This window comes from Oryzibacillus soli, assembly GCF_051594765.1.
Taxonomy (GTDB): Bacteria; Bacillota; Bacilli; order Paenibacillales; family NBRC-103111; genus Paenibacillus_AR.
Genome location: NZ_JBPPGJ010000037.1, coordinates 1 through 12,614, shown reverse-complemented (window position 1 = coordinate 12,614; position 12,614 = coordinate 1). Strand labels below are relative to the sequence as shown.

12 protein-coding genes and 1 riboswitch are annotated in these 12,614 nt (G+C 58.2%); of the genes, 2 read left to right on the top strand and 10 right to left on the bottom strand.

The features are described 5' to 3' along the window. Positions 1–366 precede the first annotated feature (366 nt). Positions 367–1,161, bottom strand: coding sequence for a TrmH family RNA methyltransferase (locus tag ACSEXW_RS27530; RefSeq protein ID WP_438449388.1), 795 nt, complete (start codon positions 1,159–1,161; stop codon positions 367–369). 26 nt (positions 1,162–1,187) lie between these two features. Beyond that, positions 1,188–1,850 (bottom strand): potassium channel family protein, encoded by a 663-nt coding sequence (locus tag ACSEXW_RS27525; protein WP_438449387.1) that lies wholly within the window; start codon positions 1,848–1,850, stop codon positions 1,188–1,190. Between the two features lie 182 nt (positions 1,851–2,032). Between ACSEXW_RS27525 and sspI the strand changes: the two genes are divergently transcribed. Then, on the top strand, positions 2,033–2,239 hold the full coding sequence (gene sspI, locus ACSEXW_RS27520; protein ID WP_438449386.1) for a small acid-soluble spore protein SspI: 207 nt from the start codon (positions 2,033–2,035) through the stop codon (positions 2,237–2,239). Between the two features lie 104 nt (positions 2,240–2,343). Here sspI and ACSEXW_RS27515 read toward each other — a convergent pair whose 3' ends face one another. The 8 genes from ACSEXW_RS27515 to ACSEXW_RS27480 all read right to left on the bottom strand — a co-directional run bounded on the left by ACSEXW_RS27515 (position 2,344) and on the right by ACSEXW_RS27480 (position 9,627). Continuing rightward, positions 2,344–3,066: an MtnX-like HAD-IB family phosphatase gene (locus ACSEXW_RS27515; RefSeq protein ID WP_438449385.1), complete on the bottom strand. Its 723-nt coding sequence runs from the start codon at positions 3,064–3,066 to the stop codon at positions 2,344–2,346. Positions 3,067–3,114: 48 nt separating this feature from the next. After that, the gene (locus ACSEXW_RS27510; RefSeq protein WP_438449384.1) at positions 3,115–4,197 is read right to left on the bottom strand and encodes a Gfo/Idh/MocA family protein; all 1,083 of its coding nucleotides are present in this window, start codon (positions 4,195–4,197) and stop codon (positions 3,115–3,117) included. A 3-nt stretch (positions 4,198–4,200) separates the two neighbouring features. After that, positions 4,201–4,851: a ThuA domain-containing protein gene (locus ACSEXW_RS27505; RefSeq protein WP_438449383.1), complete on the bottom strand. Its 651-nt coding sequence runs from the start codon at positions 4,849–4,851 to the stop codon at positions 4,201–4,203. A gap of 16 nt (positions 4,852–4,867) precedes the next feature. Continuing rightward, positions 4,868–6,028, bottom strand: coding sequence for a Gfo/Idh/MocA family protein (locus tag ACSEXW_RS27500; protein ID WP_438449382.1), 1,161 nt, complete (start codon positions 6,026–6,028; stop codon positions 4,868–4,870). A 68-nt stretch (positions 6,029–6,096) separates the two neighbouring features. Further along, positions 6,097–7,128 carry a LacI family DNA-binding transcriptional regulator gene (locus tag ACSEXW_RS27495; protein ID WP_438449381.1) on the bottom strand — a complete coding sequence of 344 codons (1,032 nt, stop codon included), beginning with the start codon at positions 7,126–7,128 and terminating at the stop codon, positions 6,097–6,099. Positions 7,129–7,367: 239 nt separating this feature from the next. Continuing rightward, complete coding sequence (locus ACSEXW_RS27490) at positions 7,368–8,378, bottom strand: bile acid:sodium symporter family protein (RefSeq protein ID WP_438449380.1); 1,011 nt, start codon at positions 8,376–8,378, stop codon at positions 7,368–7,370. 94 nt (positions 8,379–8,472) lie between these two features. Then, positions 8,473–9,228 (bottom strand): YheC/YheD family protein, encoded by a 756-nt coding sequence (locus ACSEXW_RS27485; protein WP_438449379.1) that lies wholly within the window; start codon positions 9,226–9,228, stop codon positions 8,473–8,475. A gap of 234 nt (positions 9,229–9,462) precedes the next feature. Continuing rightward, the gene (locus tag ACSEXW_RS27480; RefSeq protein ID WP_438449378.1) at positions 9,463–9,627 is read right to left on the bottom strand and encodes a hypothetical protein; all 165 of its coding nucleotides are present in this window, start codon (positions 9,625–9,627) and stop codon (positions 9,463–9,465) included. A gap of 163 nt (positions 9,628–9,790) precedes the next feature. Beyond that, a riboswitch (cobalamin riboswitch) is annotated at positions 9,791–9,989 on the top strand. A gap of 155 nt (positions 9,990–10,144) precedes the next feature. On the opposite strand from ACSEXW_RS27480, the gene metE reads away from it, so the two are divergent. Then, positions 10,145–12,439, top strand: a complete 2,295-nt coding sequence (gene metE / locus ACSEXW_RS27475) for a 5-methyltetrahydropteroyltriglutamate--homocysteine S-methyltransferase (RefSeq protein WP_438449377.1) — start codon at positions 10,145–10,147, stop codon at positions 12,437–12,439. The last annotated feature ends 175 nt before the right edge of the window (positions 12,440–12,614 follow it).

Here is a 12,614-nt window from a genome sequence, read left to right as displayed (position 1 = left end):
GTTCGATATAGCTCATTCATTACACTTGGCTGTGTTTGTTGTTACTACTCGTTGTTCAGTTTTCAAGGAGCTAACTTGAAGTTACTTACTTACTCTCACCGTCGCTCTCGCGGCCGGAAGACTAATATAGCACGCTTCGACTTCTTTCGTCAACCACTTTTTTTCGAGCCACTCGATACTTCAGATCAACCGAGTATCCGGCTAAGCTCTCTTGCAGTTGGCGTGTCCACCGTTTTAGCGGCGACAAGTAGTAACTTTATCAGGTTCCGATCTAAAAAGCAAATGGGATCTTTAACCAAACGAAAAGGCAGGTAAGGCGAACCTTCCGCCAAACCTGCCCTTCGCGATAATGCGTGCAAAACACCCCTACCGGCGGTAATGCCTCTGCCGCATCGCCTCATACAAAAGCACGCTGGCCGCCATGGCCACATTCAAGGACTCCGCCTTGCCGCGCATCGGGATCAGCACGTCCGTGTCGACAAACGCTGCAATATCGGCCGCAAGGCCGCTGCCCTCGTTGCCCATGAGCAGCCAGACCGGCTCGGTCAGGTCCAGCTCATAGCAGTTGCGGCTGGCTTCCAGGCGGGTCCCGACCAGGCGGATTCCCCGTTCCCTTGCAGCGGGCAGCAGCTCCCGGAGTTCCCCATCCGCAACGGGAACATGGAACAAGGACCCCATCGTGGCACGGACCGTCTTCGGGTTGTACAGGTCTACCGTTCCGCGGCCCAAGATGACGCCGTCCGCTCCGACCGCATCCGCGCTTCGGATGATGGTGCCGAGATTGCCCGGATCCTGGACTCCGTCAACAGCCACAACCAGCGCATCCGGGCGGCTCAGAATATCCTCTGCAGTCCAACGGAGCTTGCGGCATACAGCCACCACTCCTTGGGGGCTCTGGGTTTCCGTACATTTCGCCAGCACCTGGGACGTAACGCCAATCCATTCGCTCCTTTGCGGCGGCTGAGCATATTCAATCAATTCGGGGGGAATCCCCCGTTCCATATCATATAAGACCGTAAGAATCTCCACATTCGACCGGAATGCCTCCAGCGTCAAGTGGATGCCCTCCAGCAGGAAGGCCCCTTGCTCTTCCCGTCCCCGCTTGGCCAGAAGCTGGCTCCAAGCTTTCACGCGGGGGTTGCTTACCGACGTTATCTCCATATGTCACCGACCGTTTCCGTTTCCGTTCATCCTTCCGAATAAGCGCGCTCAAAGTTAGCCAGATCGGCATTTTTGCCGACGACCACAAGAATATCGGATTCGACCAATCGGTCTTCCGCATACGGGGCGATATTCATCCGGTCCCCCTGCTTGATCGCCATGACGTTACAGCCATACCGGGCCCGGATGTCCAGCTCCCGGAGACTGCGGCCCGCCATCGATCGTGTCGCCTGAATCTCCACAATGCTATAATCGTCCGAGAGCTCGATATAATCCAGAATATTAGGCGATATTAAGTGATGGGCGACCCGGTTCCCCATGTCCCGCTCCGGGAAGACCACCTTGTCGGCGCCGATCTTCTTCAGAACCTTGCCGTGCAGGTCGTTCTGCGCCTTCACGATTACCTTGCCCACATTCATTTCCTTCAAAATTAAGGTGGTCATGATGCTCGCTTGGATGTCCTGGCCGATGGCCACCACCACCACATCGAAATTCCGGATTCCGATGGCCCGAAGGGCCTCCTCGTCTGTGGAGTCCGCCTGAACGGCATGAGTGACTTGATCGTTAATGGCCTGGATTCTTGCATCGCTCTGGTCGACGGCCAGAACCTCAAAGCCAAGCTTGTGCAGTGATTGCGCTACGCTGGACCCAAACCGGCCCATGCCGATGACGGCAAACTGTTTTTTCATAGCGTTCCCCTTCCCGCGGCTTGTATCAACCATCCTTCATAACAGACTGTACGGATACCCTTCCATTGTACCACCTTCGGGGGTCGCTTCCAAATCCCGCCTCCCGCCCTTCTAGCATGAAGCCCGGTTCGTTGGCGCATATTATGAGGGATAAATCAAGTCTCGAAACGGGGGATTGCGCCATGAATTTGAATTTACGCCAAGCCATCGTCCGGCGCGTGGAGGATAAAACCAACGACGAATTGTTCGATGTCATCGAAGGCTCCATCGGCGGCGATGACCGTGCTTTACCCGGATTGGGCGTACTGTTCGAAATCATCTGGAAGCATTTGGACGAGAACGTGCAACAAACCTTAGTGGACACACTGAAGGAGCATTTGCACCACTGACCCCAGACATTCGAATCCTATGAGCAAGACCTATGCGAACGAGATATTCCCGCAAAAAAGGCCGAAGAACCGGAGTTTGGATTCCGGACCTTCGGCCTTTTTATTCAAAACCTGCAAAATGTATTGGGCTGGGTGCGCTTCCCCTGAGCCGTGCCATCTTGGAATTGCTCCACCCTGGGGGCCACCACTTTCAGGATGTCGTGGAACGTTTCGAACGGGAAGTAGGCTTCCCCTTGCTCCTCCAGATGGCGGGCCAGGGTGGAACGGGCGAAGATCCAGTCGGCGAAGCCGGAGCCCAGAATATCGCTGCTTCCGTCCCCGACATAGATCACTTGCCCGCCGGACGCCTTCAGCTGCCGGACCGTGCCCGCCTTGCAGCAGCCGCACCAGTCGCAGGCGGGGTTCCGGTTTTCTGCGCCCACATGATAGCCCCCGTCCTCCAGATAACGAATCGGATTGACCACGACCTGCTGAACTACCAGCCCGTGGCGCTTGACCAACTCCTCGATATAATAGGCCATACCGTCGCTAAGAATCGTTACTGGAATGCCATGCTGTCTGCAGAACGCCAGGAATTCCGCTGCTCCGTCCCGGGGGCGGACCTCTTCCAGAATCCGGTCCACCTCGGCCTTCTTGCCCTTAAGATAGGGGTAGGCCAGCTCAATCCAGGCTTTGGACCCGCTCTGCCCGGAGTTCATCAAGCGGACCGCCTTCCGGGTCCCTTCCTCCTGCATCACGCCCAAGGCGTACATGATGGTATCCCCTACATCCTCGCGCATCAGCGTCCCGTCAAAATCCGTCACCACGTACAGCATCGCGGCTTCCACTCCCCTGATCCTCTTTTTCCCACATCGTAAGGGATAGGGGAAGCTCCGTCAACCCTTGGGCATAGGCTCCGGCAAGGCACAGGAGGTGCCGAGCACGATATGGGTCCCCGTATCGGAGGACCGGCCGAAGGCATGCATGGCCTCCAGCACGTGGCAGGCCAGCTCGCCACCGGCCCGGTGCTCCCGCTCCTCGATAACACCCAGCGCGAGATCCGCAACGCCCAGCCCGCGGCTGTTCTCCGCATAAGGGTGGGTCAGCGCCACTTCCTCGAAGCCCGCACTGCCCTTACGCCGCAGCAGCACCGGACCGCCGAACGTATTCGGGTCCGGCACCGACAACGTCCCCTCGCTGCCGTAGATCTCGATCCTCGGCAGATGGTGGCCTCCCGGCACATCGAAGCTCATAACTACCGTTCCGATGGCGCCGGAAGCGAACTCCATGGTACCAGCCAGATGGGTGGGCACCTCCACCCGGATTTTCTCCCCGTGCTTCGGCTGGCTGGTGATGGTCCGCTCCGGGTGAGAAATGGCGGCAGAGCCGCTAATCCTACGGATGGGACCGAGCATGGACACCAGAGCGGTCAGATAGTACGGGCCCATGTCCAGCATGGGGCCGCCACCTTTGGCATAATAGAAGGCCGGGTCCGGATGCCAGCTCTCATGCCCGCCGCAGAGCATGAAGGCCGTAGCCGCCACCGGAATGCCGATGGCGCCTTCTTGGATCAGCCCGATGCAGGTCTGGATGCCGGCGCCTAGGAACGTATCCGGCGCGCAGCCCACACGCAGCCCCTTCTCGCGGGCCAGCTGGAGCACGGCCAGGCCGTCCTCCGTCTCGACGGCGAATGGTTTTTCCACGTACACATGCTTGCCGGCCAGGAGCGCCTTCCGGTTGACCTCCGCATGAGCCTGGGGAATGGTCAGGTTGACGATAATGTCCACCGAAGGATCCGCCAGCAGCTCCTCCACATCATAAGCCCGGGCCAGCCCGTGCTTTTCCGCCTTGGCCTCCGCCCGGCTCCGGTCCAGATCCGCGCAGCCCGCCAGCTCCACATGTGGGAAGGTCTGCAGATTCTTCATGTAGATGTCGCTGATGTTGCCGCAGCCGATGATGCCCGCGCGCAGCTTCCTCATAGTCTAGCGTCCCCCTTCCGGCCGACCGGCCCGTTCCGATGCCCACACCATGCCGCGGCGCATGATGGTCAACACCTCCGGCATGGCCACGATATTCGCCTGATGACCCAAGGAGCAGTAGAACACTCGGCCTTCGCCGTACTGCTTCGTCCATACCACCGGCATCTCCGTCTCACCGAAGTACGTGACTGCCAGCACCTGGTTGGCCGGATCCACGTGCATATAATACTGCTCGGAGACCACATCGAAGTCATCCAGTCCGGCCATCAGCGGATTATTCTTGTCCTTGATGCACACCTTGTAGTGAACGCCGTCATTACCCGGATGGGCCACCCACTGCCCGCCCACCATATACTGGAACTCCGTCTCGTTGCGGAAGGAATCTCCCAGTCCGCCGTGGCACCCCGCGATGCCGACGCCGCTTCGGACGGCCTCCAGCAGAGGGTTCAGCTGCTCCTTCGTGATGCTGCCCATGGTCCAGACCGGCACGATGAGATCCAGAGCCTTCAGCTTATCGACGTCCAAGAAGGCATCCAGCGTGTCCGAAATTTCCACCTCGAACCCTTCCTCCCGCAGGAGGCCTGCCAGAATCTCCGATACCTCCTTCGGTTGATGGCCGTCCCATCCGCCCTGTACGATCAATGCCTGTTTCATTTTCCACACGCTCCTTCTACCGGTCTTCTACCCGGATCCATTGTCGCTGTTCGATCGATACGTCCACGGCCTCCAGCACCTGCTGGCACTTGACCCCGTCCCGGAAATCCGGAACCGGCTGCCGCTTCTCCCCCAGAGCCGTCATCAGCTCCAGCACCTCGTGAATGAAGGTATGCTCATAGCCGATGGTATGACCCGCCGGCCACCAGGCGTCCATGTAGGCATGGGCCGCGTCCGTCGCCAGCACCCTCCGGAAGCCCTGCACGTCGGGCGCATCGTCCGTGAAGTACACCATCAGCTCATTCATCCGTTCAAAATCAAACTTTACGCTGCCCTGGCTTCCGTTTATCTCGAAGGAATTGGTACACCGGTGCCCAGGGGCGAACCGGGTGGCCTCGAAGCTGCCCAGTGCTCCGTTCTTGAACCGGGCCAGGAACAGCGTGGCGTCATCCACCGTCACGGGAGCCTTCGGCGCATCCTTGCTGCCCTTGGCGCTCAAGCCGGTCATGGAATCGGCCGCGGGGCGTTCCCGTACGAAGGTCTCGCTCATGCCGATGACCTCTTCCATATCGCCGACAAGGTAGTGAGCCAAGTCGATGAGATGGGCGCCTAGATCCCCGTGGGAGCCGGAGCCGGCAATCTCCTTCTGCAGCCGCCAGACCAAGGGGAAGTCCGGATCCACGATCCAGTCCTGCAGGAACCAGGCCCGGAAATGATGGATCCTGCCCAGCCGGCCTTCCTCCACCAGCTTCTTTGCCAGCCGGACAGCCGGTGCGAACCGGTAATTGAAGCCCACCATATGGGTGACTCCGGCCTGCTCCACCGCCTCCAGCATCTCGCGGGAATCGGCCAGCGTCAGCGCCAACGGCTTCTCGCAGAAAATATGCTTGCCGGCCTTCGCGGCCGCAAGGACAATGTCCTTGTGGGCGTTGCTCGGGGCGTTGATATCGACCAGATCGATATCATCACGCTCCAGCAGCTTCCGGTAGTCGGTCTCATAGCTCTCCCAGCCGAACTGGACGGCCGCCTTGGACACCCCCGCTTCATCCCGGCCGCATAAGGCCTTCATGACCGGCCTGGGCGCCGCCGGGAAGAACATCGGCAGATCCTTATAAGCGTGGCTGTGCGCTTTTCCCATGAACTTATATCCGATCATTCCTACGTTCACGCTCTTCATTCGGCACCTTCCTTCTCGATATCGTTCCTTGCCGGCCGGAACCGCCGAAGCGGCCCGATCCCGCTTCCTTACGTCCCGCTGGACTGGCGAACCACCAACCGGGTCGCCAGAACCTCGCGCTCATGCCCTCCCGCCTCATCGTTCGGCGGTCCCTTCTCCGCCAGCTCCAGCACTCGTTCGGCCGCCCGTCTCCCCATCTCATAGAAGGGGACATGAACAGTGGTCAGAGGCGGATCCGTCAGGCTGGCGCCATCCGAATCGTCATACCCGGCCACCCGGATATCCCGGCCGGGCACCACGCCGAAGCTGCGGATACCCTGCATGAAGCCGATGGCCATCCGGTCATTGGCGGCGAAGACGGCGTCCAGCTGCCCGAGCCGGTCCCGCAGCCGCTCCGCTGCGGACAGGCCGCTGCGCCGGCTGTAATTGCCCTCGGCCATAAGCGCCGGATCTGGGGTTCGCCCCGCCTCCCGGAGCGCCCGCCGGTATCCCTCCAGCCGGTCCCGGCTGTTGGAATAGTGGGCGCCGCCGTTGATGAACCCGATCCGCTCCGCGCCCAGCGAGAGCAGATGCCGGACCGCCTGGTAGCTGCCTTCCTCGTGATCCGCGTCCACCTCGTAGAACCGCTCCTCCGGGTAGTGCTGGTTCACGATGCAGAAGGGCAGCCCTTCCCGGTCCAGCTTGCGAAGCGCCTCCCGCTCGTGCGGCAGGTCGCTGGCGCCTAGGATGACGAGGGCGTCCACCTTCTGGGTCCGGTAATGGGAGATGTAATCCATCTCCTCCTCGGGGGAACGGAAGAGAAGCAGCAGGCCGTAGCCCATCCGCTGCACCGCTTCCCCAATGCCGCTCAGAATTTCGGAGAAATAATAGGTGGAGAACAGATGCACCTTCGGCACCGAGGGCAGCACTACCCCCAGGTTGCCGCTCTTGCCCCGGGCGAAGCTCCGGGCTATCGCACTCGGCTGGTAGCCCAGCTCCGCCGCAGCCTCCAGCACCTTCCTCCGGGTCTCCTCCTTCATGGGTCCCACCCCGTTCAACACACGGGACACCGTCGCCTCCGACACGCCGGCCCGCTCCGCTACTTCTCTGCGGGAAACCATTCGCGCCCTCCTTCCCTGCACCTTGATGCCTGATCATTTTGATGAATGTACACGCGTACATTATCCGATTTATTCCATCTGCTGTCAACCGGGATTTCTCCCTCCTGGCCGCCCTCTCAAGCCAAAAAAGCCGGTTTCCGACGCTTACATCGGAATTCCGGCTTTCTTGCTCGTGCTATGTGCTCTGTTCGGTCCAATCCGTTCCGGTCCTATCCGGCTGAGCGGGGTCAGCCAGCGGCTTAACCCGCCGCCCGACGCCCCTCCGAAAGCGGAACACCTGGGGCTTCCTTCTTCTCCGCCCCCGGTCCGAGACCGTACTTCCGGTTCAGCATATAGGCATAGGTGGAGGCCAGAATCTGCTGGAACAAGGTGCCGACCATGACGGGGAACACCACCGCCGGGGCAAAATAGGTCGCGGCCAGCACCGTGCCCGCGCTGATGTTGCGCATGCCGCTGTTGAATGTCATGGCCACGGTGACGCCGAGCTCCGCCTTCATCCTCCGGGAGGCCAGCCAGCCCCAGAAGTAACCGGTAGCCGCCACCCCCAGCACCGTCAGGGCGATCCCGACGGACTTCCAGGAGAAGGTGGTGAAGTACGGCGCCACCACAGATGCATTGATGGAGACGACGGAGATGAGCCCCAGCTTGCTGAAGGGGGCCAGCTTGGGGCCCCAGGTGCTTTTGACCTGTCCGCGGGTCCAATGGTTCAGCGCCATACCGGCCAGCGAAGGCAGCACTACCATCCACAGAAGCCCCTTCATCATGCCCCAAGTATCGATGTTCACGTTTGCACCCACCAGCAAATGCAGCGTATACGGGACTACGAAGGGGGAGAGGAACGTATCCAGCAGGATGATCGACAGGGTCAGCGCGATGTTGCCTTGATATAAGGAGACCCACATGAAGCTGACGATCCCGGTGGGGATGATGAACGCCAGCGCCAGGCCGGTAATCGTATAGGCGTCCCCGTGGAAGAACAGCGAGCCTGCACCGAAGGACAATAGAGGCATCCACACGTGCAGAATGAAGAGACACACCAACAGCGGCGCCGGGTGCAGCAGCACTTTCTTCAGATCCTTGAAGCCGGAGCCGAGGCTCCCCGAGAAGGTCATGAAGGCGAAGATCCACGGAACCAGGAAGGCCGCCGGCTTCAGCCATACGGAAAGGAAGACGCCAAGCAGCAGGCTGCATGGCGTGACGAACGGCATCCACTTCTCAATAAAGCGGTTAAAGGCATAAGCAGCTTTCATCTTTTGTTATCCCTCGATTCCACCCAACAGCGTATCGTTTCGGGTCTAGTTCGTATAGGACTACTATACCTCAAGGCGGGCTCGAGAAGCGTGATTATTTTTTGGACATTTGAATCCGGCCGTAGGCCCGGGCGTAACGGATGACTTTCCGGAAGACGCTTTTATCCTTCAGCGCTTTGAAAATATACGGGTCCGGGCAGGTGTTGACCTCCAGAATCCAAGGCTTGAACGAATGGTCAACGGCAATGTCCAGGCCGATCTCCTTGATTCCGGGATAACGGGCCTCCAGCTTCCGGGCGACCCGGACTCCCAGCTGCTTCAGCCCGCCGCGGAACCGGTCCCGTCTGGCGCGATCGAGATAAGACCCCATCAGCACGGAAACGGGCTTCAGCGTCCCTCCGTTATGGAAGTTGGTGACGATCTTGCGCGGATGGGCCACCCGGCCGATCATCCCCGTCGCTTCCCATGAGCCGTTCGGCGTTTTCTGAACCATGACCCGGATGTCGAACCGGCGGCCGCCATGCTTCAGAAGATGGATGCCCTTCTGGACGAGGTAGGTTCGTCCCTTGGTCGCCTTCACCAGATCCTGATACAGCCCGTTCAGGTCCGAGAAGGTCCGGATTACGGTGCCGGATTGATATTTGTAGATCCCCTCCGTCAACTCCACCCGCATGACCCCATTGCCGAACGTTCCCCGGTCCGGCTTGACGTACACCATTCCATAATGGGACAGCATGGCTCCCAGCGTATCTTGGGTCAATCTCTCCGTGTGAGGAATATGACCTTTGATTTTCGAGTCCGCACCGAGGGTCTGCGTTTTCTTCCACTTGCTGTGGACAAACCGCTGCATGTACCTCTCCCTTTCTTGTTCCGGCTTGATGGGCAGGAATCCGCCGCCAGGAGCGTGCACCGCCGCGGAGGCCTTCTCCCTTGGCAATCCTGCGAGACATCTTATCCTATGCCGGCCGTACCGGATTGGCGAGGGCGAACAGGCAATCGGCAATAAGCCCCCTGGCATACTGCCAAGGGGCACTCAAGGAATGCATATGTGGGAATCACGTGCTGATGACGCCGGATGGACCGTTTAGGCCGCCATCGGGGCGGTCCGCTCTTGTAGGGTTGGGGCCACGGTCTCCGCCGGTGCCGGAGGCAGCCGGGTCTCCCTGCCGGAGTTGCGGCCGGCGCATCCGGCCATCCACGTTAGGATCAGGCCTGCGGCGCAGAATAGAATCAGCTTGCCTTTTGACATGTCGGTTCTCCGTCCTTTCCCCATCAATATATGTAACGCACCCACGCGCTCCGACCTAACGGAAGTGAACATTTCTTGGACAAAAAGATCCGTTGTTCCGCTTCGGCACTTTGGAAGTATTGCATATTTTTACGTTTGAATGTATGATTATCCATATTGGAATTATTCCATATTGGGATTAGGTGCTCTGTCCAATTAGAACCGGATCAGAGCTTAAAAGGGAAGTTCGGTGAAAAACCGACGCGGTCCCGCCACTGTAACAGAGGAGTCAGCGTGAATGACGCCACTGATCTTCGGATTGGGAAGGCTACGCTTGATGATGATTCTGGAGCCAGGAGACCTGCCTATTCTGACAGCACTGCCGTACCTACGGGAGATAGGGAGGTGTTAGATGGACCGTCATAATGCGCGATTATGAGGGCGTCTTTCCCTATGCTTTTTAGGGGAGAGACGCCTTTTTGATTTTCGGAAGTAAGCGGTTGGTTACGATTATGAACGATACGAGGAGAATCATACTATGGCCCTATGCAGTATTCTAGGTTACCCAAGAATTGGTTTCGACCGGGAGTGGAAAAAAGCGCTGGAAGCATTCTGGTCCGGGAAAATCGAGGAGACGGAGCTGCATCTCAAGCTCCAGGACATCCGTCTCGGTCATTTGCGTAAACTGCAGGACAAAGGAATCGACCTGATCCCGGTTAACGATTTCAGCTACTACGATCATGTACTGGATACGGCCGTCATGTTCGGCCTTATACCTGACCGGTTCCGGCATAAGGACGGTCCCGTCCCGCTATCCGTCTATTACGGAATGGCGCGCGGCACGAAGGATGCCACGGCCAGCGAAATGACCAAGTGGTTCAATACCAACTACCATTACATTGTTCCGGAGCTGCACGATGCCAATCCGGTACTGACAGAGAACCGCCCCCTGCAAGCCTACCGTGAAGCGAAGACGAAGCTAGGCCTTGAAGGCAAGCCTGTCGTTCTAGGCCCTCTTACCTTCCTGAAGCTCGCCAAAGGTTATACGGCCCATGAGACGGACTTGTGGCTGGATCGTCTGATTCCGCTCTACGTCCAAATGCTGCAGGAGCTTGCCGCTGAAGGCGTTCAGTGGGTACAAATGGACGAACCGATTGCCGTTGTCAGGTTGACAGCTGAGGATATACAGCGGCTGAAACGAATCTATGCGAACCTGGCTGAAGCCGTCCCGTCCCTTAACATCATGCTGCAGACATATTTTGAATCGGTTGAGAACTACAGGGATCTCATTACTCTTCCCGTAAAAGGCATCGGGCTCGATTTCGTACACGGTCTCGACGGGAACCTCTCTTCCCTTAGGGAGCATGGATTTCCTAGCGACAAAATTCTTGGCGCAGGCGTGATCAACGGAAGGGGGATCTGGCGTGCTAATCTTGATGATAAGCTGGCCCTGCTCGATGAATTGCAGCAAGCGGTTCCGGCAGAGCGCTTGATCCTGCAATCCTCCTGCAGCTTCCTTCATGTGCCGGTATCCACCGAGCGTGAGACGAAGATACCCTACGAGATCAAGGGGGCCCTTGCCTTCGCAGATGAAAAGCTTGACGAACTGGTCCTTCTGAGAAGGGCGGTTACAGAAGGCAAACCAGCGGTTGCCGAGGAATTGATGACAGCGGCCGAGGCGCTTGACCGATTGAAGCAGTCCCCTTCCCGCAATCGCATCGATGTCCAGGAAGCGGTAGCCTTGATGACGGCACAGGATCCTAAGCGAAGCAAGCCGTTCGAGGTGCGCCGTATTGCACAGCAGGCAAAATGGAAGCTGCCCTTGTTCCCTACAACGACCATCGGAAGCTTCCCCCAAACCTCTGATGTCCGCAAGGCGCGCCAGTTATGGCGTAAGGGCGAATGGACGAAGGACCAATATACGGCATTCATTCACGAACAGATCGATACTTGGATGAAGCTTCAGGAAGAGCTTGGTCTGGATGTTCTCGTACACGGCGAATTCGAACGGACCGACATGGTCGAATTTTTCGGGGAGAAGCTGGATGGCTTCGTGTTCACTCAAAACGGATGGGTGCAATCCTATGGCTCCCGCTGCGTAAAACCGCCGATCATATACGGCGACGTTGCTTCTAGAGGCGATATGACGGTTTCGGAGACCGTCTATGCCCAGTCGCAGACCGATCGTCCGGTCAAAGGAATGCTGACAGGCCCGATCACGATTCTGAATTGGTCGTTCGTCCGCGAGGATATCCCACGAGAGCAGGTCGCCTACCAATTGGCCTACGCACTCCGTCAGGAGGTTCTGGCATTGGAACAAGCGGGCATCGGGATGATTCAAGTCGATGAGCCTGCGGTTCGCGAAGGACTTCCCTTGAAGGAGGAGGAGCATCAGCACTATCTCTCCTGGGCGGTTAGAGCCTTCCGCATGACAACCTCCCCCGTACAGGAAGCGACACAAATCCATACTCATATGTGCTACTGCGAGTTTCACGACATGATCGATTCCATCGTGGATATGGACGCGGACGTCATCTCGATTGAGACCTCCCGCAGTCATGGCGAATTGATCCATAGCTTCGAGACGAACACTTATAACCTGGGGATTGGCCTTGGGGTCTATGATATTCACAGTCCGCGAGTTCCACACGTGGAGGAGATGGCCGGTATGATCGACCGCGTCCTTCATGTCCTGGATCCGAAGCTGTTCTGGATTAATCCGGACTGCGGGCTGAAGACGAGAGGCCAGAATGAAACCGTCGCCGCGCTACACAATATGGTTGAAGCGGCACGGTTGGCACGTGAGAAATACGCCGCGTCCACTCCATCCTAACCACCTCTTCAGCAGAAAAAGTCCACCCCCTGACTGAACTGTGACCCACAAGAAGGACACTTTGAAAAAAGTGACCTTCATGTGGGTCATTTGTGTTTTAATCAAGGTAAGATGAGGGGCGATACGAACATGGGAAAGTTAAAGCGAATCGTATTTACTGAAGAACAGATAAGAA

Coding starts and splice junctions, on each gene's coding strand:
- ACSEXW_RS27495 (WP_438449381.1), bottom strand. CDS start 7,128: ATGGTTTCCCGCAGAGAAGTAGCGGAGCGGGCCGGCGTGTCGGAGGCG.
- ACSEXW_RS27500 (WP_438449382.1), bottom strand. CDS start 6,028: ATGAAGAGCGTGAACGTAGGAATGATCGGATATAAGTTCATGGGAAAA.
- ACSEXW_RS27480 (WP_438449378.1), bottom strand. CDS start 9,627: ATGTCAAAAGGCAAGCTGATTCTATTCTGCGCCGCAGGCCTGATCCTA.
- sspI (WP_438449386.1), top strand. CDS start 2,033: ATGAATTTGAATTTACGCCAAGCCATCGTCCGGCGCGTGGAGGATAAA.
- ACSEXW_RS27490 (WP_438449380.1), bottom strand. CDS start 8,378: ATGAAAGCTGCTTATGCCTTTAACCGCTTTATTGAGAAGTGGATGCCG.
- ACSEXW_RS27485 (WP_438449379.1), bottom strand. CDS start 9,228: ATGCAGCGGTTTGTCCACAGCAAGTGGAAGAAAACGCAGACCCTCGGT.
- metE (WP_438449377.1), top strand. CDS start 10,145: ATGGCCCTATGCAGTATTCTAGGTTACCCAAGAATTGGTTTCGACCGG.
- ACSEXW_RS27505 (WP_438449383.1), bottom strand. CDS start 4,851: ATGAAACAGGCATTGATCGTACAGGGCGGATGGGACGGCCATCAACCG.
- ACSEXW_RS27530 (WP_438449388.1), bottom strand. CDS start 1,161: ATGGAGATAACGTCGGTAAGCAACCCCCGCGTGAAAGCTTGGAGCCAG.
- ACSEXW_RS27525 (WP_438449387.1), bottom strand. CDS start 1,850: ATGAAAAAACAGTTTGCCGTCATCGGCATGGGCCGGTTTGGGTCCAGC.
- ACSEXW_RS27510 (WP_438449384.1), bottom strand. CDS start 4,197: ATGAGGAAGCTGCGCGCGGGCATCATCGGCTGCGGCAACATCAGCGAC.